The 26,018-nt window shown below is 64.7% G+C and carries 22 protein-coding genes and 3 tRNA genes; 14 read left to right on the top strand and 11 right to left on the bottom strand.

From position 1 onward, the window contains the following. Window positions 1–12: 12 nt before the first annotated feature. Window positions 13–723, top strand: a complete 711-nt coding sequence (locus A7Q26_RS10580; protein WP_066859329.1) for an SDR family NAD(P)-dependent oxidoreductase — start codon at window positions 13–15, stop codon at window positions 721–723. 3 nt (window positions 724–726) lie between these two features. On the opposite strand, the gene A7Q26_RS10575 is transcribed toward A7Q26_RS10580, so the two are convergent. Both A7Q26_RS10575 and A7Q26_RS10570 read right to left on the bottom strand, forming a co-directional pair. Continuing rightward, on the bottom strand, window positions 727–1,992 hold the full coding sequence (locus A7Q26_RS10575; protein WP_066859328.1) for an SAM-dependent methyltransferase: 1,266 nt from the start codon (window positions 1,990–1,992) through the stop codon (window positions 727–729). A gap of 36 nt (window positions 1,993–2,028) precedes the next feature. Continuing rightward, window positions 2,029–3,405, bottom strand: coding sequence for a cryptochrome/photolyase family protein (locus A7Q26_RS10570; RefSeq protein ID WP_066859327.1), 1,377 nt, complete (start codon window positions 3,403–3,405; stop codon window positions 2,029–2,031). A gap of 195 nt (window positions 3,406–3,600) precedes the next feature. Between A7Q26_RS10570 and A7Q26_RS10565 the strand changes: the two genes are divergently transcribed. The 7 genes from A7Q26_RS10565 to A7Q26_RS10535 are packed head-to-tail and all read left to right on the top strand — an operon-like array spanning window position 3,601 to window position 10,371. Continuing rightward, a complete protein-coding gene (locus A7Q26_RS10565; RefSeq protein WP_066859326.1) occupies window positions 3,601–4,086 on the top strand; it encodes an RNA pyrophosphohydrolase in 486 nt (161 codons plus the stop codon). A 55-nt stretch (window positions 4,087–4,141) separates the two neighbouring features. Continuing rightward, entirely contained in the window at window positions 4,142–5,050 is a 909-nt protein-coding gene (locus tag A7Q26_RS10560; RefSeq protein ID WP_066859325.1) for a DUF481 domain-containing protein, read from the top strand. Window positions 5,051–5,108: 58 nt separating this feature from the next. Further along, entirely contained in the window at window positions 5,109–6,350 is a 1,242-nt protein-coding gene (locus tag A7Q26_RS10555) for a hydrolase (protein ID WP_066859324.1), read from the top strand. Then, on the top strand, window positions 6,347–7,366 hold the full coding sequence (locus tag A7Q26_RS10550; protein WP_066859323.1) for an arginine N-succinyltransferase: 1,020 nt from the start codon (window positions 6,347–6,349) through the stop codon (window positions 7,364–7,366). The genes A7Q26_RS10555 and A7Q26_RS10550 overlap by 4 nt, the downstream gene beginning before the upstream one ends. Further along, a complete protein-coding gene (locus A7Q26_RS10545) occupies window positions 7,363–8,622 on the top strand; it encodes an N-succinylarginine dihydrolase (RefSeq protein WP_066859322.1) in 1,260 nt (419 codons plus the stop codon). The genes A7Q26_RS10550 and A7Q26_RS10545 overlap by 4 nt, the downstream gene beginning before the upstream one ends. Before the next feature lie 31 nt (window positions 8,623–8,653). Continuing rightward, complete coding sequence (locus tag A7Q26_RS10540; protein ID WP_066859321.1) at window positions 8,654–8,869, top strand: hypothetical protein; 216 nt, start codon at window positions 8,654–8,656, stop codon at window positions 8,867–8,869. A gap of 53 nt (window positions 8,870–8,922) precedes the next feature. Continuing rightward, window positions 8,923–10,371 (top strand): cobyric acid synthase, encoded by a 1,449-nt coding sequence (locus A7Q26_RS10535; RefSeq protein WP_066859320.1) that lies wholly within the window; start codon window positions 8,923–8,925, stop codon window positions 10,369–10,371. 54 nt (window positions 10,372–10,425) lie between these two features. Here A7Q26_RS10535 and A7Q26_RS10530 read toward each other — a convergent pair. Together A7Q26_RS10530 and A7Q26_RS10525 are read right to left on the bottom strand one after the other, a co-directional pair. Beyond that, window positions 10,426–10,502, bottom strand: a tRNA-Arg gene (locus A7Q26_RS10530). A 51-nt stretch (window positions 10,503–10,553) separates the two neighbouring features. Beyond that, window positions 10,554–10,630 (bottom strand) — tRNA-Arg (locus tag A7Q26_RS10525). Between the two features lie 141 nt (window positions 10,631–10,771). Between A7Q26_RS10525 and A7Q26_RS10520 the strand changes: the two genes are divergently transcribed. After that, window positions 10,772–11,266 (top strand): hypothetical protein, encoded by a 495-nt coding sequence (locus tag A7Q26_RS10520; protein WP_066859319.1) that lies wholly within the window; start codon window positions 10,772–10,774, stop codon window positions 11,264–11,266. 36 nt (window positions 11,267–11,302) lie between these two features. On the opposite strand, the gene ppdK is transcribed toward A7Q26_RS10520, so the two are convergent. The 3 genes from ppdK to A7Q26_RS10505 all read right to left on the bottom strand — a co-directional run bounded on the left by ppdK (window position 11,303) and on the right by A7Q26_RS10505 (window position 17,190). Next, window positions 11,303–14,002 (bottom strand): pyruvate, phosphate dikinase, encoded by a 2,700-nt coding sequence (gene ppdK, locus A7Q26_RS10515; RefSeq protein ID WP_066859318.1) that lies wholly within the window; start codon window positions 14,000–14,002, stop codon window positions 11,303–11,305. Between the two features lie 141 nt (window positions 14,003–14,143). After that, window positions 14,144–16,318, bottom strand: coding sequence for a glycine--tRNA ligase subunit beta (gene glyS / locus A7Q26_RS10510; protein WP_066859499.1), 2,175 nt, complete (start codon window positions 16,316–16,318; stop codon window positions 14,144–14,146). Beyond that, window positions 16,318–17,190, bottom strand: a complete 873-nt coding sequence (locus A7Q26_RS10505; protein WP_066859317.1) for a glycine--tRNA ligase subunit alpha — start codon at window positions 17,188–17,190, stop codon at window positions 16,318–16,320. The genes glyS and A7Q26_RS10505 overlap by 1 nt, the downstream gene beginning before the upstream one ends. Window positions 17,191–17,325: 135 nt before the next feature. On the opposite strand from A7Q26_RS10505, the gene A7Q26_RS10500 reads away from it, so the two are divergent. From A7Q26_RS10500 to pth, 4 genes are all read left to right on the top strand, one after another. Further along, window positions 17,326–18,219: a TraB/GumN family protein gene (locus tag A7Q26_RS10500; RefSeq protein WP_066859498.1), complete on the top strand. Its 894-nt coding sequence runs from the start codon at window positions 17,326–17,328 to the stop codon at window positions 18,217–18,219. A 4-nt stretch (window positions 18,220–18,223) separates the two neighbouring features. Beyond that, on the top strand, window positions 18,224–19,105 hold the full coding sequence (locus tag A7Q26_RS10495; protein ID WP_443018157.1) for a TraB/GumN family protein: 882 nt from the start codon (window positions 18,224–18,226) through the stop codon (window positions 19,103–19,105). Window positions 19,106–19,260: 155 nt separating this feature from the next. After that, a complete protein-coding gene (locus tag A7Q26_RS10490; protein WP_066859315.1) occupies window positions 19,261–19,875 on the top strand; it encodes a 50S ribosomal protein L25/general stress protein Ctc in 615 nt (204 codons plus the stop codon). Window positions 19,876–19,995: 120 nt separating this feature from the next. After that, window positions 19,996–20,562: an aminoacyl-tRNA hydrolase gene (pth, locus tag A7Q26_RS10485; RefSeq protein WP_066859314.1), complete on the top strand. Its 567-nt coding sequence runs from the start codon at window positions 19,996–19,998 to the stop codon at window positions 20,560–20,562. Between the two features lie 87 nt (window positions 20,563–20,649). Here the strand turns inward: pth and A7Q26_RS10480 are convergent, their stop codons facing one another. The 4 genes from A7Q26_RS10480 to A7Q26_RS10465 form a co-directional block, all read right to left on the bottom strand. Continuing rightward, a complete protein-coding gene (locus A7Q26_RS10480) occupies window positions 20,650–21,954 on the bottom strand; it encodes an HlyD family type I secretion periplasmic adaptor subunit (protein WP_066859313.1) in 1,305 nt (434 codons plus the stop codon). Beyond that, window positions 21,951–23,678: a type I secretion system permease/ATPase gene (locus tag A7Q26_RS10475; RefSeq protein WP_066859312.1), complete on the bottom strand. Its 1,728-nt coding sequence runs from the start codon at window positions 23,676–23,678 to the stop codon at window positions 21,951–21,953. The genes A7Q26_RS10480 and A7Q26_RS10475 overlap by 4 nt, the downstream gene beginning before the upstream one ends. Next, complete coding sequence (locus tag A7Q26_RS10470) at window positions 23,675–25,087, bottom strand: TolC family protein (RefSeq protein WP_232313754.1); 1,413 nt, start codon at window positions 25,085–25,087, stop codon at window positions 23,675–23,677. The genes A7Q26_RS10475 and A7Q26_RS10470 overlap by 4 nt, the downstream gene beginning before the upstream one ends. A gap of 269 nt (window positions 25,088–25,356) precedes the next feature. Further along, a tRNA-Leu gene (locus A7Q26_RS10465) sits at window positions 25,357–25,441 on the bottom strand. A gap of 147 nt (window positions 25,442–25,588) precedes the next feature. Here A7Q26_RS10465 and A7Q26_RS10460 point away from each other — a divergent pair. Beyond that, the gene (locus A7Q26_RS10460; protein ID WP_066859311.1) at window positions 25,589–26,014 is read left to right on the top strand and encodes a MerC domain-containing protein; all 426 of its coding nucleotides are present in this window, start codon (window positions 25,589–25,591) and stop codon (window positions 26,012–26,014) included. The last annotated feature ends 4 nt before the right edge of the window (window positions 26,015–26,018 follow it).

Raw genomic sequence — 26,018 nt, 5'->3', positions numbered from 1 at the left:
GACGGGAGTCCCATGTCCGACCTTCCCCTTTCCGGCAAACTGGCCCTTGTGACCGGCGCGAGCCGTGGCATCGGCGCAGCGACGGCGCAAGCTCTGGCCCGCGCCGGCGCGCATGTCGTACTGACGGCGCGGACCGGAGGTGGTCTGGAGGAAGTGGAGGAACGTATCCACCAGGCGGGCGGCCATGCGACCATCGCGCCGCTCGACCTGATCGACGGCGAAAGCATCGGCCGTCTGGCGCAGGCGATCGGCGGTCGTTGGCAGGCGCTCGACATCCTTGTCCTCAACGCCGCGACGCTGGGATCGCTGGCCGCTGTGCAGGCGGTCGACGCCAAGGAATTTGCCCGGTTGCTGACCCTCAATGTCGCTGCGCCCCAAGCTTTGATCGCGGCATTCGACCGAATGCTGCGCGCCAGTCGGGACGCCCGCGTGGTGGCGCTGACATCATCCGTCGCTAGTCCTCGCGCCTATTGGGGCGCCTATGGCGCGTCCAAGGCGGCGCTGGAAACCCTGGTAGGCGCCTATGGCGAGGAAGTGAAGAATATCTCCGCCATCCGTACCCATATCGTCGATCCCGGTGCGACTCGGACGGCCATGCGCGCTCGCGCCTTCCCCGGAGAAGACCCCGCGAGCGTCAAGGGGCCGGAGGCGGTGGGGGACGCGATCGTGCAACTGGTGATGGCTGATACTCCCACTGGGCACCGGATGCGGGTGCCGGACTGAAGCTCAGACGGGCTTGACAAGCGTCACCTGCGCCACGTCAATCCCGCCGCCGCGAAAGCCGCCTTCGCAATAGTTCAGATAATAGCGCCATAACGCCACGAAATGCTGGTCGAAACTCGCCGGCAGCCGGCCTTCTTCGATCACCCGGTCGAAACGAAGCCGCCAGCGTCGCAGCGTCTCCGCATAATGGAGGCCGAAGCGGCGCTCGTCCCGCCATTCCAGTCCCTGTTCTTCGGCCAGTGCGCGAAAACGGCTCTCGGAGATCAGCATCCCACCGGGGAAAATGTAGGTCTGGATGAAATCGGCGCCACGCGCATAGCCGTCGAAAATGGCGTCATCGATCAGGATATATTGGATCGCCGCCCTGCCGCCGGGCCTGAGTAGCCGGTGGATCGCGGCGAGATAGTCGGGCCAATAGCGCTGGCCGACGGCTTCCACCATCTCGACACTGGCGAGCCCATCATATTGCCCCTCCGCGTCGCGATAGTCGGTCAGCAATATCTGGGCGCCCGATCCCAGTCGGTCGCGGGCATAGTCGGCCTGCTCGGTGGACAGGGTGAGACCAGTATAGTGAACGGCCTGCCGCTCCATCGCCTGCTCAGCGAGGCCGCCCCAGCCGCAGCCGATCTCCAGCAGCGCATCGCCATCCTTCAGGTCCAGCCGGTCGAGGATGGCATCGACCTTGCGGTGCTGCGCCCGCTCCAGACTTTCGATAGGGCTATCCGGATCGAGAAACAGGGCACTGGAATAATGCATGTTCTCGTCCAGCCAGAGGCGGTAGAAGTCGTTTCCGAGATCATAGTGATAGGCGATGTTGTAGCGCGATCCGCTGCGGCTGTTGCGCCGCGTCCAGTGCGCCAGACGGCCGATCCAACGTGCCGGTCCGCGGGCGCGAGCGACCTGCCCCAGCGCGACCGCATTGCGCATGAACAGTGCGAACAGCGGCACCGGATCGGGGCTTGACCACTCCCCCGCCGCCCAGGCGCGATACCAGCCGGCCGACCCACCACTGGCGAGGCGGACGAGCGCGCGCCAGTGGTGAATTTCGACGATGCAGGACGGTCCTTCGGCGCGGCCACCCAGCAACCGGCGTGTGCCGTCGGGCAGGCCCGCCTCAAGCGCGCCCTGCTCGAGACCTTGGTCGATCCGGTCGAGAAGCCGATGAAATATCGGCGCCAGCCATCGTGCTATTCGACCGGACGCACCGCTGCGGGGCGGATGCCGGACAGACAGGGCGCGCCGGCCGCGGCGAGGATCTATGGCGTTCATGTCGCCGATCCTGCCGCAAGGTGAACGCCGCCGCAATCACCCCTTCATGCGTCGATAGGCGTCAAGCGCGCGCTCCCTTCCCTCCCGATGCCCGATCATCTTGGCGGGATAGGCCGGCGGACGCGCACCGTGTGCATCGGGATCATGAATGACCGCATCGGGGAGGTGGGCCAGTTCGGATACCCATCGCCTGATATAGTTGGCCGCATCGAACTTTTCCGACTGGCTGAGCGGCGCCATGATCCGGGTGAACAGGTTGGCATCGACACCGCTGCCTGCCACCCACTGCCAGTTGACACTGTTGTTGGCATAATCGGCGTCAACCAGCGTATCCCAGAACCAGCGTGCGCCGTGCCGCCAATCGATCAACAGGTGCTTGATGAGGAAGCTGGCGGCGATCATGCGAACGCGATTATGCATCCAGCCCGTCGCCCAGAGCTGCCGCATTCCCGCATCGACGATAGGATAGCCGGTCTGCCCTTGCTGCCAGGCGACGAGATCGGCGTGCGCTTCGGGAAGGTCCCGCCAAGGCAACCGGTCGAAATCGTCGCGGGCATTTTGCGATCCATAGGCGGGGAAGCTGCAAATCTGGACATGGGCATAATCGCGCCAGATCAGCTCCTTGAGGAAGATTGTGGCATCATGACCTGAAGATGCAACGCGGTGCCAGACATAGGCGGGCGACACCTCGCCGAAATGAAGATGGGGCGACAGGCGCGATGTTCCCTCGACAGCGGGAAGATTGCGTGCGTTGGGATAGTCGCGCACCTCTTCAAGAAAATCCGCGACATTCCTGCGTGCGCCCTCCTCTCCGGGGGTCCAGTCCGTGACAAAACCCGCCGACCAGTCCGGCCTGGTCGGAAGCAGCCCCCACCCATCAAGCGAATCGCTGGCGGGCCAACGGGCCGGGGCTTGTATGCGGTGCGGCGCGGGCGACGGTGCGGCCGGCGGCATATGGTTCATTAACGCGCGGGCGAAAGGCGTGTAGATGCGATAGAGGCCGCCGCCGCCCGTCCTGACCGCGCCGGGCGGCAACAGCAGCCCACCGTCATGCAGGCATAGATCGAGCCTTTTCGCGACCGCTTTCTCGGCGTTCCGCCACCAGGGTTCATGATGACGCAGCGCGTGAACACGCGACGCGCCGACCTCCCGCGCCAACTCTTCCAGTGTTTCCGCGCTTCCGCCCCGACGCAGGAGGAGCCGCGATCCCCTGGCGCGGAGGCTTTCATCGAGCCGGGCGAGGCTGTGATGCAGCCACCAGCGCGATGCGCCGCCTATCGCCCATTGGCGGGGAGCTTCGTCATCGAGGATATAGACCGGAAGGACGGCGCCTTCCGACGCTGCGGCGATCAGTGCGGCTTGGTCGGAGAGACGGAGATCCTGGCGAAACCAGAGCAGAACGACTTGGGTCATGCGTCCGCAATGCGCGCTCGTGCGGCAAGTTCCAGCCGACCAATGGGGCATATCTGCGACGAGACCCGCCGCAAATCGCACGAATCGCGATTCGATCATGGACGTGACGCAGAGCGCCGCTTATCGTGTCACGGTCATTATGCGTCGGCGCTTTCCAGGGGTGGGACCGCGCCGGCAGCCAGAATCAGGGGACGAATGGCTTCGATGCCGAATGATCAGGAACTGGGATACCGACCATGTGTCGGGATCATGCTCGTCAACATGGATGGCAAGATTTTCGTTGGCCAGCGGCTCGATAACGCGGTCGAAGCCTGGCAGATGCCGCAGGGCGGCATTGATGAGGGCGAGGATGTCCGCGCCGCCGCCTTTCGGGAATTGCATGAAGAAACGGGCATCATCCGCGACCATGTGGAAATCATCGCCGCGACGCGCGAGGAGCATTTCTACGACCTGCCGCCGGAACTGATCGGGAAGCTGTGGGGCGGCAAATATCGCGGCCAGCGGCAACATTGGTTTCTGGCCCGCTTTCTGGGCAAGGACAGCGATATCGACATCCAGACCAAGCATCCGGAATTCCGGGACTGGAAATGGGCCGCGCCCGAAACGCTGCCGGAATTGATCGTGTCCTTCAAGCGCAAGCTGTATCGGGATATTTTGCAGGAGTTCAGGGCGCTTATCTGAAGCGGTTGACGCAAAAGGGGCTTAAATTCCGCTGTCGGGCGGCTAAGAAAGGGCCATGCGCGCACCCCTGATCCTGCTGTCTTTCGCCTGCTTCCCCTTCTCGACCGCCGCGGTCGCGGCCGATACTGCTTTGCTGCCGCCGGCCGTGCGGGAGATGCTGGAGGCCGCCATCGCCAACGGCAACGAGACGGAAATCGTGACCGTCGCAAAGATCGCCCGTCAGACCAATCCCGAATCGGCCAACGCGATCCAGCAAATGGTCGCGAGTTGGAAGGAACGGACCAAGGCGACGCACGACACGCTGATACGCGAGGCCAGCTTCACCGACCTTTGGACCGGTCGGGTCGCGGCGGGCGGCTTCCGGTCCACCGGGTCGACGAGCGAGTTCGGCATCAGCGTCAATGCGACGGTGTCCCGCACCGGGCTGCAATGGAGCCACAAGCTGACAGCCACCACGGACTATCGTCGCGCCAATGGCGTGACATCGCGCGAACGTTACCTCGGAAGCTATGAGCCGCGCTACGAGTTCGATCCGCGCGGCTTCGCCTATGGCCTGGTACAGTTCGAGCGGGATACGTCGATCGGCTATGATGAACGCTACACGGGGTCGGTCGGCGTCGGATACAAGCTGGTCATGAGCAAGCCGCTCGATCTGTCGGTCGATATCGGTCCGTCAGTCCGTCATGCCAATTATCTGACTGGCGAGCGCGAGACCAAGATGGGCGCGCGCGGTTCGATGGCCATGGCTTGGCGCGCCTCCCCCACTTTGACCTTCAAGCAGACGGCTTCGGGCTATGCGGAGAGTGATGTCTACACGCTCAATTCGCTGACTTCGCTGGAAACCAAGGTCGCCACACGCTGGTCGGCGGCGTTGTCCTACAATATCCAGTATGAATCGGAGACGATGCTGTCGGCGCGGGATTTCGACACGCTCAGTCGCCTGACCCTGACATATGATTTCTGATCCACGCAATTTTCGTGCGGGGGTGGAGGCGCGGGTCGGGCTCTGATAGACCCCTGCCATGACCCTCCTGACTCCAGCGGAATTGAGGATTCTGGACCATGCCGCGGCTGCACCCATGCTGGCGCAGGTGCAGGATTGGGCTGCGGTCAACAGCGGATCGCGCAATCTGGATGGCCTGGCGCGCATGGCGGCGATGCTGGCCGCTGACTTCGCCCGGCTGCCCGGCACCGTTCGGCTGGTCGAGCCGACGCCGGTCGAGAATGTGGCGCCGGACGGGCGGGTGGAGACGATCCCCCATGGCCGTCACCTGCATGTGGCGGTGCGCGCCGATGCGCCGATACGATTGTTGCTGACGGGCCATATGGACACGGTCTTTCCCGTCGATCATGCCTTTCAGCAGCAACGCTGGCTGGAGCCGGGCATCCTGAATGGTCCGGGCGTTGCCGACATGAAGGGCGGCATTGCCGTGATGCTGGCTGCGCTGATGGCGATCGAAACGTCGGATGCGGTGTCGAGGCTGGGCTATGACATCGTCATCAACAGCGACGAGGAAGTGGGCAGCCCCTCCTCCGCCGCGCTTCTGCGCGAGGTCGCGCGAGGAAAAGTCGCGGCCTTGACCTACGAGCCGGCGCTCCCCGACGGCACGCTGGCCGGCGCGCGGGCCGGCAGCGGCAATTTCTCGATCATCGTCACCGGGCGCAGCGCCCATGCCGGGCGCAACCCGGATGAAGGCCGCAACGCGCTGCTGGCGGCGGCGGACCTCGCCTTGCGGCTCAAGGCCGGCAGCGGCGCCGGATTTTCCTGCAACCCTGCGAAGATCGACGGTGGCGGGCCGAACAATGTCGTGCCCGACCATGCCGTTCTGCGCGTCAATTTCCGTCCCCGTACGCCGGAGGACGAGATCGCTGCACGGACGCTGATCGAGACCATGATGACGGCGATCGCGCACGAACATGACGTCAGCCTGCACCTGCATGGCGGCTTTGGCCGTCCGCCCAAGCCGATGGACGGGAAGGCCGAGCGGTTGTTCGGCCTTGTCCGGCAATGCGGCGCGGACCTGGGCCTTGCCATTGGCTGGCGCGATACCGGCGGCGTATGCGACGGCAACAATATCGCTGCCTGCGGCGTGCCGGTGGTGGATACGATGGGTGTGCGCGGCGGCAGCATCCATAGCGAGGCCGAATATCTGCTGACCGACAGCCTGATCGAGCGCGCGCAATTGTCGGCGTTGACGCTGTGGCGGATCGCGCAGGGAGGATTCCAACCGGGACAAGATATGAAAGAGGGGATGACCGCTTGAGCTTCATCATGCGCATCGCGCGCGCGGACGATCTGCAGACGCTCTATGAAATGGCGAAACTTACCGGAGGCGGCTTCACCAACCTGCCGCCCGACCGCAAGGCGCTGGCCGCCAAGCTGGAACGCACCGAAAAGGCGCTGGCGCGGGCGAATGAGGGCATAGAGGACGAACTGATCGTCATGGTGCTGGAGAATGTGGAGACCGGCCAGGTGCGCGGAACCTGCCAGATTTTCTCCACCGTGGGGCAAAGCTGGCCCTTCTATTCCTATCGCCTGGGCGTGCTGACCCAGCATAGCCGCGAACTGGGCCGCACGTTCCGCGCGCAGATGCTCTCGCTGACCACCGACCTGGAAGGTTCGGTCGAGGTCGGCGGCCTCTTCCTACACCCGCGCGAACGGGCCGAGGGGCTGGGCCTGTTGCTCGCGCGTAGCCGCTATCTCTACATCCGCAATCACCGGGCGCGCTTTGGCGACAGGATCATCGCGGAACTGCGGGGCGTCATCGACGAAGCTGGCGGATCGCCCTTCTGGGACGGGCTTGCCGGTCGCTTCTTCGGCATGAGCTTTCAGGAGGCGGACGAGTTCAACGCCGTCAATGGCAACCAGTTCATCGCCGACCTGATGCCCAAGACGCCGATCTATACCGCGATGCTGACCGACAGCGCCCGCGCGGTCATCGGCCTGCCCCATCCCAATGGCCGCGCGGCGATGCGGATGCTGGAAACCGAAGGATTCGATAATGCCGGTTATGTCGACATTTTCGACGGCGGCCCGACCATGGTGGGACAGATAGACCAGTTGAAGACGATCGCGGCCGCGCGCGATGTCACCCTGTCCACCACGCATGAGAAGGGCGGCGACAAGATGCTGATCGCCACCGGGCGGCTGGCCGATTATCGTTGCACCTGGGGTTTCGTGCAGGAAGGCGCGGACGGCGCGGTGTCGCTGGACGCGGCCAGCGCCGTCCGGCTGGGGCTGGATATTGGCGAGACTTTCACCATGGCGGGACGGGCATGAGCGTTACCGAGATCAATTTCGACGGGCTGATCGGACCAAGCCACAACTATGCGGGGCTGAGCCTGGGCAACCTCGCCTCCGCGCGCAACGCCGGGCAGGTCTCGCAGCCAAGGGCAGCCGCGCTCCAGGGTATCGAGAAGATGCGCGGCAACATCCGGCTTGGGCTGAAGCAGGGCATCTTCCTGCCGCAATGGCGTCCTGACGGCGCCTGGCTTGCGCGGCTGGGAACCGATGTGGGGGACGCGGAGCCCCATATCCGGGCGGCGGCCATGTCGGCCTCCTCCATGTGGGCCGCCAATGCAGCGACCGTGTCGCCCGCCGCCGACGCCGCCGACGGGCGGACACACCTGACCGTCGCAAACCTGGTGACGATGCCGCATCGGAGCCATGAATGGCCCCAGACGCTGGCGCAGTTGCGCGTCGCCTTTTCCGATGCCCGGGCCTTCGTCGTGCACGACCCGGTACCGCCCCCCTTTGGCGACGAGGGCGCCGCCAATCATATGCGGCTGACCGAGCGGCACGACCTGCCCGGCGTCGAGATATTCGTCTACGGCCAGTCGGGCGGCCCCTTCCCCGCGCGGCAGCATGTCGAGGCGAGTCGGGCAGTCGCGCGACTCCATGGACTTGCGCCGGCACGCGCATTGTTCGTGCAGCAATCGGAGGAAGCGATCGCGGCCGGCGCCTTCCACAATGACGTGGTCGCCGTGGCCAATGAGCGGGTGCTGTTTACCCATGAACTCGCCTTTGCCGACAAGGCGCTGTTCCATGCACACTTGCGAGAGGCTCTGCCCTGTGTCGAGATCGTGGAAGTGCCGGCGAGCGCCGTCAGCCTGGCCGACGCGATCAAAAGCTATCTGTTCAATGCACAATTGGTGACGTTGCCCGACGGGGCCATGGCCCTGATCCTGCCGACCGAGGCGCAGGAGACGCCGGCCGTCTGGTCCTGGCTGCAACAGATGGTGGCCGGGAACGGCCCGATCCGGCGCCTGGTCCCGGTCGATGTGCGCCAGTCCATGGCCAATGGCGGCGGCCCCGCCTGCCTGCGCCTGCGAGTCGTCGCCGACCCCGCCAATATCGACCCGCGCTTCCTGGTCGATGAGGCCAAGCTGGACGATATTGCGGGTATAGTGTCCGATTATTGGCCAGAATCGATCGCGCCCGACGATTTGGGCGATACTCGGCTGATTGCGCGGATCGAGCAATCATGGTTAGCCCTTGTTGACCATTTGCAGCTTTCAGGCGACCTGGCCCCCTGACCGCAAGGGGCCGGCGCCGGGTGGGACGACCATGGAACGGATCAAGGGCCTCTTCATCATCAAGACCAAGTTCGAAGCGTTCCTGGTCATCTATGCCCTGGCGCTGGGCGCCGCCGAACGCGGGGTCGCCTATATGCAGCAATATCCGGGCACCGGCGGCCAGTTGCTGGCGCTTGCCTGTTCGGGCGCCGTATTCATGGCGGGCGGCATGATCATCGACGCGCTGGAATATCGACGCGGCATCTGATCGGTATCGTCGACGCGCTTGCCCTGCCCGCCCGCTGACGGCAGGAGGGGGCCATGGGCGCTATCATGTTGCAGGGAACCGGGTCGGACGTGGGCAAGTCGGTGCTGGTCGCCGGGCTGTGCCGGGCGCTGGTGCGGCGGGGCTATCGGGTCCGCCCGTTCAAGCCGCAGAACATGTCCAACAATGCCGCCGTGACGAGCGACGGGGGCGAGATCGGCCGGGCCCAGGCGTTGCAGGCCATGGCTTGCGGCGTAGCGCCGCACACGGACATGAACCCGGTGCTGCTGAAACCGCAGGCCGACCGGACGTCGCAGCTGATTGTCCATGGACAGGTGCGCGGCGCGTTGGGTTCCGGCAATTTCCGAGCGGCGCGGGGGCAATTGCTGGCCGCGGTGCTGGAAAGCTATGGCCGGATGAAGGCGCAATGCGACATCGTCGTCGTCGAGGGTGCTGGCTCGCCCGCCGAGATCAACCTGCGCGCGGGCGACATCGCCAATATGGGCTTCGCCCGCGCCGCCAATGTCCCGGTCGTGCTGGTGGGTGACATCGATCGGGGTGGCGTGATCGCGGCGGTGGTCGGAACGCGGACGGTGATCGACCCGGAGGACGCCGCGATGATCCGAGGCTTCCTGATCAACAAGTTTCGCGGTGATCCCGCCCTTTTCGAGGATGGTTACGCCCAGATCGAGTCGCTGTCGGGGTGGCGCGGCATGGGCGTGGTGCCGTGGCTGGACGCTGTCTCGCGGCTGCCGAGCGAGGATGCGGTGGTGCTGGAGCAGCGGAGCTTTTCGAGCGAGGCGCCGCTGGTAGTCGCCTGCCCGGTGCTGCCGCGCATTTCCAATTTCGATGATCTCGATCCGCTCAAGCTGGAACCGGCAGTCGACCTACGCATGATCGGACCCGGCCAGCCGATCCCGGCGGAGGCGGCGCTGGTGATCCTGCCCGGTTCCAAGGCGACGATCGCCGACATGAGGGCGCTGGTGAAACAGGGTTGGGACATCGACATTCGGGCGCATCATCGGCGTGGCGGTGCCGTGCTTGGCATTTGCGGCGGCTATCAGATGCTGGGCCGGTCGATCGGCGATCCCGAGGGGCTGGAAGGGCCGCCCGGCTCCGTCGCCGGACTGGGCCTGCTCGACGTGCAGACGGTGCTGAGCGGAACCAAGACATTGAAGGCAGTGCAAGGGCGGGCGCTGGGGGCCGATTTCAGCGGCTATGAGATGCATATGGGGCGGACGGGCGGGCCCGACTGCGCGCAGCCCTTTGCGCTGCTCGACGGGCGGCCGGACGGCGTCCTCAGCCGCGACGGGCGGGTGATGGGCAGCTATGTTCATGGGCTGTTGGCCAGCACCGACCTGCGCGATGCGCTGCTCCAGCGTGTGGGCGGGCGATCGGCGGGCGCGGATCATGACCGATCGGTCGAAGATGCGCTGGATGACATCGCGGTGCGGCTTGAGACCCATGCCGACATCGACGCGATGGTTGCGCTGGCGACGGGCTGAGGGCAAAGAAAAAGGCGGACTTGGCCGCCTCATACCCCTGATTTCTGGAAGAAATGGCGCACCCGGAACGATTCGAACGTCCGACCCTCAGATTCGTAGTCTGATGCTCTATCCAGCTGAGCTACGGGTGCGTTTTTTCTGGCAGGTCGAGCTTGAAGCCTATCCCTGCCGCTTTTCCAAAATGGCGCACCCGGAACGATTCGAACGTCCGACCCTCAGATTCGTAGTCTGATGCTCTATCCAGCTGAGCTACGGGTGCGTTGGAGACGCGCAGATAGAAGCGTCCGGCCAATTGGGCAAGCCCCTTTTTACACTTTTCCTACGGTTAAATCCGGGGCCCGGCCCGGTCGGCAACCTTTGCGGCGCTCCGCCGTTCAGCACGCAGGAAAGGATGCTATCCATGAGCTTCACCATGAACGAACTGGTGCTGTTGCTGATCGCCCTGGCCATCGGCTGGCTGCTGGGCCTGATGATGAGCGGGCGCGGCAAATATCGACGCTATTGGCGGGACGAGCAAGTAGCGCATCGCACCGCGATCAAGGACCGGGACGCCCGGATCGAGGCCGCCAATTTGCGGATCGCCGAGTTGGAACGCCAGTCGGCCGGCCCGATCGGAGCCGGCACGGCAACCGCAGTCTCGGGCGCGGTGCATGGGCGCGACGACCTCAGCCGAATCAGGGGCATCAGCCAGGCGCAGGAAGTGGCGCTCAACGAGGCGGGCTATCACCGCTTCGGGCAGATCGCCGCGATCAATGCCGAACAGGAAGCGACGCTGGAGGCGAGGCTGGGCCTGAAGCCGGGCACCATCGCGCACGAGGACTGGCGGGGTCAGGCGGTCGAACTGGAACGGGGCGAAAAGCCCGGATTGTTCAGCCGGCTGACCGGATCGGCCTGAACGAAAAAGGGCGGGAGTTGCCTCCCGCCCTTTCCTTTATTTCTTCGCCAGCGCGGCCTGGGCCGCAGCAAGACGCGCGATCGGCACGCGGTAGGGCGAGGCCGATACATAATCGAGGCCGGTCGCTTCGCAGAAGGCGATCGAGGCCGGATCGCCACCATGTTCGCCGCAGATGCCCAGCTTGATGCCGGGACGGCTCGCACGGCCACGTTCGGCCGCCAGTTCGATGAGCTGACCCACGCCCTCCACATCGATACTGACGAACGGATCACGAGCGAAGATGCCCTTGTCGACATATTGGGTCAGGAAGCGGCCGGCATCGTCACGGCTGATGCCGATCGTCGTCTGCGTCAGATCGTTGGTGCCGAAGGAGAAAAATTCGCCGACTTCGGCGATTTCGCCCGCCTTGAGCGCCGCGCGCGGCAACTCGATCATCGTGCCGACCAGATACTCCACCGAAGCGCCCTGCTCCGTGAACACGTCCTGCGCGACCTTGTCGACGATCGCCTTCATCAGCTCCAGCTCCTTGCGCGTGGCAACGAGCGGGATCATCACTTCGGGGATCGGCGCTTCGCCACTGCGCTGCTTGACCAGCAGCGCCGCTTCGAAGATGGCGCGGGCCTGCATCTCGTAGATTTCAGGATAGGTGACGCCCAGGCGGCACCCGCGATGACCCAGCATCGGGTTGAATTCATGTAGTTCTGCGGCGCGACGCTTGAGCGTGTCGACACTGACGCCGGCGCCCTTGGCCACTTCCTCAAACTCGGCTTCACCATGCGGCAGGAATTCGTGCAGCGGCGGATCGAGCAGGCGGATGGTGACCGGCAGGCCGGCCATCACCATGAAGATCTGCGCGAAATCGTCCCGCTGTTCGGGCAGCAGCTTGTCGAGCGCGGCGCGGCGGCCCTTCTCGCTGTCGGCCAGGATCATCTCGCGCACGGCGGTAATGCGCGCGGCGTCGAAGAACATATGCTCGGTGCGGCAAAGGCCCACGCCCTCCGCGCCGAAATCACGCGCGGTCTGGCAGTCGAGCGGGGTTTCGGCGTTGGCGCGGACCTTGAGGCGGCGGACCTTGTCGGCCCATTGCATCAGGATGCCGAAGTCGCCGGCCAGTTCGGGCTGCACGGTCGGCACTTCACCCGCCATGACTTCACCGGTGGCGCCGTCGATGGTCAGGATGTCGCCTTCCTTCAGCTCGCGATTGCCGATGCGCAGGATCTTGTTGGCATTGTCGATCGACAGGCTGCCCGCGCCCGAGACGCAGGGACGGCCCATGCCGCGCGCGACCACGGCGGCGTGGCTGGTCATGCCGCCGCGTGCGGTCAGGATGCCCTTGGCCGCGTGCATCCCATGGATATCCTCCGGGCTGGTTTCGACGCGGACCAGGATGACGGCATCGCCGAGTTCGTTGCGACGCTCGGCAGTGTCGGCGTCGAACACGATCAGACCGCTGGCCGCGCCCGGCGAGGCGGGCAGACCCTTGGTCAGCACGTCGCGCGGCGCCTTGGGATCGAGGGTCGGGTGGAGCAACTGGTCAAGCGCGGCGGGATCGACGCGAGCGACCGCCTCTTCCTCGCTGATGAGCCCTTCGCTCGCCATTTCGACTGCGATCTTGAGCGCGGCCTTCGCGGTGCGCTTGCCGGACCGGGTCTGGAGCATCCAGAGCTTGCCCTGCTGCACCGTGAACTCGATGTCCTGCATGTCGCGATAATGTTTTTCGAGGATCTCGAACACCCGGGCCAGTTCGGCATAGGTTTCGGGCATCGCCTCTTCCATCGACAGCGGCTTGGCCCCTGCCCGCTCGCGCGCCTGCTTGGTGAGGTACTGCGGCGTGCGGATGCCCGCGACCACGTCCTCGCCCTGGGCGTTGATCAGATATTCGCCATAATAGGCATTTTCACCGGTGGCCGGATCGCGGGTGAAGGCCACGCCCGTCGCCGAGGTGTCGCCCATATTGCCGAACACCATAGCCTGCACATTGACGGCGGTGCCCCAGTCGCCGGGGATCGAGTTCAGGCGGCGATAGACCTTGGCCCGGTCGGCCTGCCACGAGCCGAACACGGCGTTGATGGCACCCCAAAGCTGGTCATGCACATCCTGCGGGAAGGGCTTGTTCCAGAGCTTGGCGACCAGCGCCTTATATTCACCGACCAGCACCTTCCAGTCGTCGGCGGTCATTTCGGTGTCGAGAGTATAGCCCTGATCTTCCTTGGCGATTTCGAGGGCTTCCTCGAAGGCGCCATGGTCGAGTTCGAGCACCACGTCCGAATACATCTGGATGAAGCGGCGATAGCTGTCCCAGGCGAACCGCTCGTCCCCGGATGCAGCAGCCAGGCCAAGGACGGTTTCATCGTTGAGGCCGAGGTTGAGGACCGTGTCCATCATGCCGGGCATGGAGATGCGCGCGCCGGAGCGGACCGAGACGAGCAGCGGATCGGCCGCGTCGCCAAAACGCTTGCCGGTGACGGCCTCGATATGGGCAATGCCGGCGGCAACCTGCGCCTTCAGGCTGTCGGGATAGACGCCGCCATCGGTATAATAGCGGGTGCACATTTCGGTCGTGATGGTGAAGCCCGGCGGCACCGGCAGGCCGATCGCGGCCATGCCATCGAGGTTGGCGCCCTTGCCGCCCAGCAAGTTCTTGTCGCCCTTCCCCCCATCATTCACGCCACCGCCAAAACGATAGACATAGCGGGTCGAAGTGCTGCTCATCTGGGCCTCTTCCGTCATAACCATAGTGTCCGGCTCTCCCTGCACTGATTGCCGAGTTTGTGCGTTGCAACAATGTTGTCGCAATTAGCGTCATAATACTTGATGGGATAGGAAATATCCCGCTTAACTTCGAATATTTCCCGTAGCTTTTGGAATATCGTTTCGTTATCCCGTAATTTTCGAAAAGTCTGCCACATTGTGCACTGCATCACGAACCCGCGCCAGCAGCGCGAGGCGAGTCGTGCGTTTGGCCGGATCGGCGTCATTCACGGTGACGCTGTCGAAAAAGGCGTCGATCGGCGCGCGGAGAGTCGCGAGCGCGGCCATGGCGTCTTCGAAGCGTTCGTCCGACACGGACCGTGCCGCCGCAGGTTCCGCCGCGTCAAGCGCGGCGATCAGGTCAGCTTCCGCTTTTTCCGGATCGTAGGAAAGGGAAATTGCTTCCGCCTTTTCCACGCCTTCCTTCTTTAGGATATTCGCGGCGCGCTTGTACCCGGCGAGCAGGTTGGCGCCGTCGTCGGTCGCGACGAACGACTGGAGCGCCTTCACGCGGGCAAGCAGGCGGACGAGATCGTCCTCGATTTGTCCGGTTTCTTGGCCGAGCGCGAACACCGCGTCGATCAGGTCGTGACGGACGCCGGCTTCCTTCTGCTGGACCTTGAGGCGGTCGGCGAAGAAGTCGAGGAGAAGCTGCTTTATGCCTGCAGCATCAACAAGTGTTTGAGGAGAATGGCTTAACCCAGAGCCATACTCCTGGGCCTCGATTTCGCTGAACTGTTTATATCCCCATATCCAACGTTCACCCTCGTCGTTGACACGGCACAAAACGTCCAAAGCTGTATCGATCGCTAAGGAAAATCCCAATCGGAGATTTGACTTGATCGTCAACGCTTGGACAGCCAACATCGCGCGCCGAAGGGCGAACGGATCTTTCGATCCCGTAGGCAATGTCTTCGCTGCAAAAAAACCGACCAAGGTATCCAGCCTGTCGGCTAGCGACACGGCCACCGTAACCGGCGCGGTGGGGACTTCATCGCCCTGCCCGACCGGCTTGTAATGGTCGCGGATGGCGTCGGCGACGGCATCGGGCAAACCTTCGGCGCGGGCGTAATAGCCGCCCATCACGCCCTGCAATTCGGGGAATTCGCCGACCATTTCGGTGACGAGGTCGGCCTTGGCGAGGCGGGCGGCCTGTTCGGCCTGGCCCGCGTCGGCGCCCTTGACGATCCCCTCTTCCACCAGCCAGCGGGCGAGCTTCGCGACGCGCTCGACCTTGTCGGCGACGGTGCCCAGCTTTTCGTGGAAGGTGATGCGCTCCAGCTTCTGCGCGTGGTCCGCGAGGCTGGTCTTGCGATCCTGCTCCCAGAAGAAGCGGGCATCGCTCAAACGCGCGGCCAGCACCTTGCGGTTGCCCGCGATGATCGCCGCACCGCCATCCTTCGCCTCGATATTGGCGGTGCAGATGAAGGCGGGCGCCAGCTTGCCTGCCGAATCGCGCAGCACGAAATATTTCTGGTTGATCCGCAGCGTCAACTGAATGACTTCGGGCGGCACCTCAAGGAAGGCCGGGTCGAAATCGCCGAGCAGCGGCACCGGCCATTCGGTCAGGCCAGCATTTTCCGCGACCAGCCCCTTGTCCTCGATCACGCTGTAGCCATGGGCGGCGGCGGCCTGCGTGGCCTTCGCCTCGATGATCGCCTGGCGCTCCTGATGGCTGGCGATGACATGGCAGGCGCGCAGCTTTTCGACATAGTCGTGCGCGCTGCCGATGGTAATCTCACCGGGATGATGGAAACGGTGGCCGAGCGTGGCATAGCCCGACCGAATGCCCTCGATCTCGATGTCGACCAGGTCTTCGCCCAGAATCGCGACGATGCCCTGCAACGGACGGACCCAACGCAGGCTCTCGGTCGTCTGGCTGGCGACGCCCCAGCGCATCGATTTGGGCCAGGGAAAGGCGCGGATGACGGCTGGCACGGCTTCGGCCAGCACCTGCGCGGTGGCGCGGCCGGGCTTGTTCACGACAGCGAACCAGACACCTTCGCGATCTTCGAGCTGGTCCTGCGTCAGGCCGGTCTTGCGCAGGAAGCCTTCGAGCGCCTGCGCCGGGGCGCTGGTGCGCGGGCCCTTGAATTCTTCGCTGACCGCCGCGGTTTCGAGCGGCAGGTCGCGGGCGATGAGCGCGAGGCGACGGGGCGTGACGAAGCTGTCGATGGCGGCGGGTTTGAGGCCCGCCTTCGCCAACTCCTCAGTGAAGAGGCGGGCGAGGTCGTCTGACGCCTTCAACTGCATTCGCGCCGGGATTTCCTCGCAGCGCAGTTCGAGGAGGAAGTCAGTCATCACGCCGTCCACCCGTTCACTTCCATCCACTTTTCGCAGCTGCCCTTGGCGAGGTCGCGGACGCGGCCGATATAGCTGGCGCGTTCCTGCACCGAGATGACGCCGCGCGCCTGGAGCAGGTTGAACACATGACTCGCCTTGATCGCCTGGTCATAGGCGGCGAGCGGAACCCCGGCTTCCAGCGAAGCCTTGCACTCCGCCTCGGCGTCCTTGAACCAGCGGAACAGCTTTTCGGTGTCGGCGATCTCGAAATTCCATTTCGACATCTGCTGCTCGTTCGCCAGGAACACGTCGCCGTAGGTGACGCCCGCGTCATTGAATTTCAGGTCGTAGACACTGTCGACGCCCTGAATATACATGGCGAGACGCTCCAGCCCGTAGGTCAGTTCGCCTGCGACCGGCTTGCAGTCAAAGCCGCCCATCTGCTGGAAATAGGTGAACTGGGTGACTTCCATGCCGTCGCACCAGACTTCCCAGCCAAGCCCCCAGGCGCCGAGCGTCGGGCTTTCCCAGTCATCCTCGACAAAGCGGATGTCATGGACCAGCGGGTCGATGCCGATCTCCACCAGCGATCCCAGATAGAGTTCCTGGAGGTTCGCCGGGCTGGGCTTCATGATGACCTGATATTGGTAATAATGCTGGAGCCGGTTGGGGTTTTCGCCATAGCGGCCGTCGGTCGGGCGGCGGCTGGGCTGCACATAGGCGGCGTTCCAGGCGTTGGGACCAAGGCTGCGCAACGTCGTCGCCGGGTGGAAGGTGCCCGCGCCGACTTCCATGTCATAGGGTTGGAGGATGACACAGCCCTGTTTCCCCCAATAGGCATGGAGGGTCAGGATCAGGTCCTGGAAGGAAAGCGCTTTGCCTTCGGCCACGGATGGTCCCTGTCAAAATAGCGTTTTTACGTGTCGCGCGCCTTGGCGCATGGGGCCGACAGGGTCAAGGAAAAGCGGCGGCAAACAGGGTTAAGCCGCTTGCCCTTCGCGCGCGCGCTGCGCATGGAGGAAGGCATGACGATCTTCTCCGCCTTGCTGCGTGGCCTGAGCGCCGCGCTGCTGCTGGTCGGCGGCGTGGCGCAAGCCCGCCCGGCCGCGACCGCCACCCCTGCCCTGTGGCAGGTGAGCGATGCCGACACGACCATCTATCTGTTCGGGACCGTCCATGTGATGAAGCCGGGCATCGACTGGTTCAACGGCCCGGTGAAAAGCGCTTTCGACCGGTCCGACCTGCTGGTGCTCGAGATCATCGAGCCAGACAATCCCAACGAACTGGGTGCGACCATGGGCGGCATGGCGCTGGCGAAGGACGGGGTGAAGCTGTCCGACCGGCTGAGCGGCGAAGCGCGGGCCAGATACCAGGCGGCGATGGAATCAAGCGGCCTGCCCTGGCGGACATTCGACCTGTTCAATCCCTGGATGGCGGGCATGGCGCTGTCGGTCGCGCCGCTGGCGCGCCTGGGCTACAAGAATGACCTGGGCGCAGAGAAGATATTGCGTGGCGCGGCGCAGGCGGCGGGCAAGCCCGTCGATGCGCTGGAGACGGTGGAGCAGCAGGTCGGCTTCTTCGCCGGCCTGCCGATGGTCCAGCAGGTCCAGTTCCTGAACGCGACGGTGGACGGCCTGCCGGAGATGGAGAAGGAATTTGGCGACCTGCTGACCTACTGGCAGGCGGGCCAGCCCGACAAGCTGGCGAAATCGATGAACGAGTCGCTGGAAGCCACGCCGGAACTGGCGCAGGTGCTGCTGATCGGGCGCAATGCCAATTGGGCGAAGTGGATCAAGGCGCGGCTGGAGCAGCCGGGCATAACGTTCGTCGCCGTCGGCGCGGGCCATCTGGCGGGCAAGGGCAGCGTGCAGGACCAGCTGAAGGCACTGGGCGTCGCCTCGCACCGGGTGAAGGATTGAGATGATGCGGCTCGTCACCCGTTTCCTTGCGCTCTGCGCCCTCACCCTGGTCGTGGCCTGCGACAAGGCGCCCGAGCCGCCGCCGGTACGGGGCGGCCCGGCGCTGTGGCAGGTGCAGCGCGGCGCGCTGACAGGCTGGCTGTTCGGCACGATCCACGTCCTGCCCAAGGGTGTCGCCTGGGACACGCCTGCGATCAGGGAGGCCATGGAGCGGGCCGACCGGCTGGTGCTGGAAGCGGCGGACTTGCAGGACGAGCAGAAGACGCTGGCCCTGTTCGAGCAGATGGGACGCAGCCCCAACCTGCCACCGCTGGAAGCGCGCGTGCCGGAGGGCGAAAAGGCGCCGCTGTTGAAGGCGATCGGCGATGGCGGGACCAGTTCGCAACTCCTGTCCGGCTATGAAAGCTGGGCGGCGGCGATGCTGCTGTCGGCCGCCAGCCAGCAGGGGCTGGGCGTCAGCCAGGATGACGGAGTGGAGCCGGTCCTGATCGCGACCTTCAAGAAGGCCGGCAAGCCGATCGAAGGGCTGGAGACGGTGGAGCGGCAGTTCGGCGCATTCGATACGCTGCCCGAGCCGGCGCAGGCCAGGCTGCTAGTGCAGACCGTCCATGAAGCCAAGGACATGAAGGCACTGTACGACCGCATCCTTACCGCCTGGACGAAGGGCGACATGGACGCGATCGCCAGGGAGGATCAGATCGGCGAACAGCCCGACCCGGTGGTCGAGGAAGCCATATTGGTCGCCCGGAACCGCGATTGGGTGAAGGCGATCGAGCCGATGAAGGGTCGCCCGTTCATCGCCGTGGGCGCCGGGCATTTGACCGGGCGGGAAAATCTGATCGATCTGCTCAAGGCCAGGGGGTTCACGGTCACGCGAGTGCAGTGACGCCTCGCGCCCACGCCCGGCCCAAAACGAACGGACGTCGTGAACAGCAGCACACTTGCCTTTCGGCCCTATTCTGCTAAAGGGCCGCCTTCCCGCGATGGTCATCCCTGGAGGCGTGGCGGGAAAATGTACAATCAAGCTTTTGGAGACACGCAATGAGCGAGCAGCTTACGCTGTCGGCCGAGGCACGCGATCGGGCAGGCAAGGGAGCCTCCCGCGCTCTCCGCCGCGAGGGCCGCGTACCCGCCGTCATCTACGGTAACAATGAAGAACCCCTGTCGATCCACGTCGAGGAAAAGCTCCTCAACAAGCAGCTCGGCACCGGCCACTTCTTCAATTCGGTCATCATGGTCGAAGTCGGCGGCAAGACCGTCCGCACGCTCGCCAAGGACGTGGCGTTCCACCCCGTCTCCGACCGTCCGCTGCACGCTGACTTCCTGCGCGTTTCGGAACATGCCTCGGTCCACGTCAACGTGCCGGTGCGCTTCGAGAATGAAGACGCCTCGCCGGGCCTGAAGAAGGGCGGCGTTCTGAACGTCGTCCGTCACGACATCGAACTGATCGTCGACGCCGCCAAGATTCCCGAAGACGTCGTTGTCGATCTCTCGGGCTTCGAAGTGGGCGATTCGATCCATATCAGCGCGGTGACGCTGCCCAAGGGCGCGAAGACCGCGATCGACGATCGCGACTTCACCATCGCCACCATCGTTGCTCCCTCTTCGCTGAAGAGCGCCGAAGGCGACACGACCAAGGAAGCCGAAGCCGAATAAGGCTTTTGCGACCGCAAGGTTTCTGCTCAACCCCGTTCGGGCTGGGCCTGTCGAATTCTGGCGCGCGCGCCCATCGACAGGCTCAGGGCGAACGGGGTTTTGCCTGTTTGGAGTAGCGACATGCAGATCTGGGCGGGCCTCGGCAATCCGGGGGCGCAATATGCGATGCACCGGCACAATGTCGGCTTCATGGTCGCCGACCTGATCGCGGACATGTATCGCTTCTCCCCACCGAAGAAGCAGTTTCAGGGCTGGGTGCAGGAAGGGCGGATCGGACCGGAGAAGATCCTGCTGATCAAGCCCGCCACCTTCATGAACGAAAGCGGCCGGTCGATCGGCGAGGCGATGCGCTTCTACAAGCTGACGCCGCAGGATGTGACGGTGTTCCACGACGAACTCGACCTGGCGCCGATGAAGGTCAAGGTAAAGCGCGGCGGCGGCAATGCCGGGCATAATGGACTGCGGTCGACCGATGCCCATATCGGCGCCGAGTTTCGCCGGGTCCGAATCGGCATCGGCCATCCGGGTCACAAGGACAAGGTCCATGGCTATGTGCTGGGCAATTACGCCAAGAGCGAGATGGACGCGCTGGCCGACATGCTGGGCGCGATCGGCGCCGAGGCGGAGTGGCTCGCCAAGGGCGACGATGTCCGCTTCATGAGCGAGGTCGCGCTGCGACTGGCATAGAAAAGGCGCCCGGCGGAACCGGGCGCCTTTCTTGCGGGCAACGTCTGGTCATTTCGTAACAAGACCATCAACTTGGCCGTCAGTAGCCTATTCCCGGAACGCCGTCTCGCTCAAATGGGTCAGCGGTGTCAGGATATAGGCCAGGATCGATCGCTTGTCGCCGAGCAGGTTGACGTCCGCTCCCATGCCAGGCCCGATTGCGAGCCTCCGCCCCGCATCATCGGTGATCGCATCGCTGGCCGTGCGGACCCGGACGAGATAATGGCTGTCCCCTGTCCGCTCGTTCACTACCGCGTCCGGCGAGATGGCGACGACGCTGCCCTCCATCGAACCATAGATGGCGCTGTCATAGGCGGAAATATGCACCTTCGCCTTCTGCCCCAATCGGACCGAGGCGATGTCCTTGGCGGCGACGGCGGCTTCGATCAGCAGGCTGTCGCGCCCAGGCACCATTTCCAGCAGCGGGTCGCCGGGTCGAACACTGCCGCCGACCGTGGTGACGAAGACCCGGTTGATCCGTCCATCGACCGGCGCGCGGACCACAGTCCGGGTGAGCTTATATTCATAGGCCGGCATTGCCGCCTGACGCACCGACATGTCGGCGCGCGCGGCGGTCAGTTCATCGGCGGCGCGCGACAGCCAGTCGCGCTTCTGCTGCTGCGCGCTCGCCTGCGCCTCGGTCAAGACCGAGCGCGCGCGCCCGACCGCCGCCGCAGCGCCCGCCGCTTCGCTGCTCGACACGGCAAAGCTGTTCTGCGCCTGAAGCAAGGAACGGCGCGGCTCGATCCCTTCCTGCACCAGTGGCCGAAGGAGGTTGAGATCGGCGCGCGCCGTCTCGCGGGCGGAAATGCGTGCCTCTTCGGTAGCGCTCGCCTCCGTGATGGCGCGCCGGGCCTGGGCCACCCGCGCGGCCGCGACGTTGTCGAGACTGGCCAGTTCGGCCATGCGCGATCGGTGGAGGCTCTGCTCCACCGCAATCTGGCTGGCCATCAGCGGATTGCGCGGCTGCGGAAAGACCGGGGAGCGCCCGGCGATCTCGGCTTCCAGCCGGATGATCTTGAACTGGAGCGCATCGCTGCTCGCGCGGTTGCTTTCCAGTTCAGCGCCGGGCTGAACCGGGCTGAGCCGAACCAGCGGCGCTCCGCGCTTCACATCCTGCCCGGTGCGGACCAGGATCGATTCGATCACACCGCCCTCCAGGTTGGAGATGACTTGCAATTGTGAGCTGGGAATCACCTTGCCGATAGCGCGGACGGTGCGGTCGATCTCCGTCAGCCAGGCCCAGATCAGGAAGATCAGGAAGAAAGCGGCGATGACCCAGAGAATGATGTTGGCCGGCACGCGCGGCTTGATGGTCGTCGCGGGCGGCTGGAAAGGCAGTTCGGCGCTCATGCGGCCTTCCCCCTGGCAAGGCGCTGCAACACCGCGTCGCGCGGACCATCGGCGACGATCTTGCCCCGGTCGAGCACGACAATCCGGTCGACCATGGACAGCAGCGACGTGCGATGGGTGATGAGCAGAAGGGTGCGTCCGGCAACTTCGGACTGGAGGCGGGAGATGAGGTCGGCTTCGGTCTGCGCGTCCATCGAACTGCTCGGCTCGTCGAAGATAAGGATGGGCGGTCGCCCCGCGATGGCGCGCGCGATGGCGATCGACTGGCGTTGGCCGCCCGACAGGCCATCGCCGCGATCGGCGAGACGCAGGTCATAGCCATTGGCGATCTGTCCCATGAAACGATGCGTGCCGCTGATTTCCGCCGCGCGAATCATTTCCTCCTGCTCGACCCCCGGCCGGTCGAGGCAGATATTCTGCCGCACCGAGCCGGCGATAAGAACATTGTCCTGCATTCCTGCGCCGATCAGCTTGCGCAATTCGGCCGGGTCATATTGGCGCAGGTCGACGCCGTCGATCAGCACGACCCCCTCTTCAGGTTCGTAAAGTCCCAGCACCAGCCGCGCGAGGGTGGACTTGCCCGATCCCACGCGACCCAGGAAGCCGACCCTTTCCCCCGGCCTGATCGCGAGGCTGACGCCGTCCAGCGCCTTTTCCGGCGCGCCGGGATAGCGGAAGGAGACGTTGCGCAGTTCAATCGCGCCCTCCAGCCGGGCCGGATGCAGTGCATCGCCTTGCGGCCCCTCGGTCGGGGTTTCCATCAGCGCGTTGATCTGGCGATAGGCGACGCGTGTTGCGGAAAGGCGCGACAGCAAGGTTGCGATCTGGGCCAGTGGGGCAAGCGCCCGGCCACACAGGATCGAACAGGCGAGCAACGCGCCGGTCGTCACCTCATGATTGCGCAATAGTCCCACGCCGACGATGATGATGCCGCAATAGGCGATGGTCGATGCGCTGTTGGCGACCGTCATGGGGATGGCGGCGGCCAGCCGCTGGCCCAGCGAGCTTTCCGAATGGCTGACAAGCGCGGCCTGCCAGCGACGGCTGAGCATCGGGCCGGCGCCGATCGCCTTCACCGTCTCCAGGCTGCCGATCGCCTCGATCAGCACCGATTGCTTGACCAAGCCGTCGCCCAGGCTGCGGGCCGACAGCCGGTCGAGCGCCGGCGTGGTCAGCAAGCCTGCGCCGATCACTACCGGGATCATCGCCATCGGCAGCAACACCAGCACACCGCCCAGCCACGCGATGACCGCAAGCGTCACGATGATGAAGGGAACGTCGATGATGGCCGTCAGCGTCACCGACGCGAAGAAATCGCGCAATGTTTCCAGTTCACGCATCAGGCCAGTCAAGGTGCCGGTCGAACCGCGTCGCTGGTCCAGTCGGAGCGCCAGCAGCCGGCTGAACAGCGTCTCCCCGACGTCATGGTCGATATTGGCGCCGGCGATATCGACGAAATAAACGCGCAGCAGCCGCAGCACGAAGTCGAAGACGAGGACGAAGACGAGGCCGATGCTCAGCCCGATCAGCGAGGAGGAGCCGTCATTGGGAACGATGCGGTCATAGACGGTCATGGTGAAGAGCGAAGATACCAGCGCGAAGATGTTGATGAGGGCGGCGGCGACCGCGACCTTCATGTAAATCGCCTTGTTGCGAAGCATCGGCTCGATCAGCCAAGGGGCGAAACGCGGTTTGGCAACGGCGAGCAACGGCTCTTGGATCATGGCGTGGGGTTCCCGTCATTGCGACCGTCGGCCGAATCGACCCGGATCGACAGATCGTCGAGCAGCCGCCCGGTCCGACCGCGCAGGATGAAGCGCGACAGGTCGCGCTCCGCCAGCGTCTGGACATAGGTCGCGATGGAATAGAAATAATTGTCTTCGGACGTGATGAGATCGAAAAGGGTGCCGCCCGAGGTTTCGAACCGGGTGGCATAAACGTCGCGATTGGTGCGGCTGGCAAGATAGGCCGCCTCTGCCGCCGCAAGCTGCGCTTCAAGTCCATGCACATCCGCCCAGGCGATTTCGGCGTCGCGCAGCGCTTCGCGACGGATGCGCGCGGCATAGGCCTCCGCCGCGTCAGCCCGCGCCGTCGCCTGATCGGCGCGCGCGTTGATCCCGACGCCGATCTGCGCGCGCAGAATGAGGCGGCCGCGCACGTCATAGTCGCCCGAGTTTTCGAACACGCCATAACGCCCCGCATCCACGCCCGCCGCTACGGTCGGCAGGCGCTCGGCGCGAACGGCACGCGCATCCTGCCGGGCGGCGCGCGCTTCCGCGTCGGCCTTCTGCACGGCCGGCGCACGCAGAACCAGCGCCTCCAGCGCCTCACGCCCCTGCACGTCGTCGGGTAACGAGACGCGGCGGATCCATTCGGGCGCATCATGTCCTGCGAGCGCGCGATATTGCGCCTCCGCGCTGGCCCGGTCCCGGCGGAAGCTGGCCAGCCGGGTCTGAATCGTCGCGATGGAGCTGTCGATCCGCGGCAGGTCGCCCCTGGCCGAAAAACCCTGAGCGATGCGCCGCTCCACCGCCGCGCGCAATACGGTCTGACGCTGGGCATATTCCAGCGCCGCCTGCTCCATCAGCCGTTGCGCGAAAATGGAGTACCAGGCGGTGACGAGCCGAAGCGCGACATCCGCGCCATAGCCCAGGGTCGTGGTCCGCGCCGCCTCGACCCGCGCATTGCCGGCATTGATACGACTGGAGGTGGCGCCGAAATCGAGCAGCCGCTGGCGGACGGATGCCGACGCGTCGGTTCGCCCCTCCGGCCGGGCGCGTTCGATTATGTTGCCCGGATCATTCGAGAAATTGCGCGCGAAAGACCGGTTCGCATCGACCGTCAGGTCGAGCGACGGGAAAAGTACCGAGCGAGCCTGCATCCGTGCTGCCTCCGCCTCCCGCTCCCCTGCGCGCGCTTCGTCAAGTACCGCGTTGGTTTCCACCGCGGATTGCACCTCGTCGCGCAACGGTCCGATCGGGCCGACCTGGCGCGCAAGGTCGAGCAGCGGGTCGGAGCGGACGGGACGGGAAAAGGGTTCGGAATTGGGCGGTAACAGCAGATTTTGCTGTGCCTGCGCAGTGCCGGACGAGATCAACGACCATGACGCCACCAGGATGGCTGCGGCCGGCATCCATCGAGCGCGTAAGGCAAGCCTTCCCCAAGCCTGCGTTTCCATCGACAAAAGCCTGACATCCCAAAACCACGCGCATTTCGTTCCCCCACATGATCTTCCTGTTCCGGAAATTCATCATGCGCGAGCGCGGCCCGATCGATAATGCCCGAGATGACCGGCGCGCGCAACGCGCCTCACCCTGTTGGGCGGCCTAATAGCACGCTACGTCGGGAATTGGAGAATGGGTCGAGGGGATCGGCAAGACTCAGGCCGTTCCCGTCAAAGGATGGTGCGGGTGGTCGGGCTCGAACCGACACTCCTTTCGGAACCGGATTTTGAGTCCGGCGCGTCTACCAATTTCACCACACCCGCACGGCTGGTGCCGCCAGATGGCAAAATCCGCCGCGGGCGTCCAGCCGAAAATCGGATTGACGGCTCAAAGCGTGATCCGCGTGCTTGACTATGCCCCCTGGCGCCTCCATCTGACCATCAATGTAATATTATATCATTGGACAAGATATGGCTTCTTGCAGGACCATTGGTCGGGCGACTACGGAAAATGGAGGAACCGCGCGGAACTGGCTCGACGGATTCGCTGTCTGCGCCTCGTCGCTTTGCACCCTCCATTGCATCGGACTGCCCCTGCTCTTCGCCCTGCTTCCAGCGCTGGCGACACGCGTCGACCCCGGCGAGACCTTCCATATCGTCATGCTCGCGATAGCGATTCCGACTAGCCTGGTCGCGCTGCGCGGAGGGCGGCGCCGACATGGCAAGCGGTTGCCGCTATTCTTCGGCCTGTCGGGCCTGCTCGCGATGAGCATCGGCGCGCTATTGGTAGAAGGCGCGCTGCACGAAGCCGCATGGACTTTGACGGGCAGCGCCCTTCTGGCCGGCGCGCATATCCTAAACTGGCGGAGCACCAGGATGAAAACCGTGTCATCCTGAATCG

Origin of the sequence: Sphingobium sp. TCM1 (assembly GCF_001650725.1) — a bacterium.
In the GTDB taxonomy this organism is placed as follows: domain Bacteria; phylum Pseudomonadota; class Alphaproteobacteria; order Sphingomonadales; family Sphingomonadaceae; genus Sphingobium.
The sequence above is the reverse complement of the archived record's forward strand: the minus strand, read 5'-3'. Positions and strand labels throughout refer to the sequence as shown.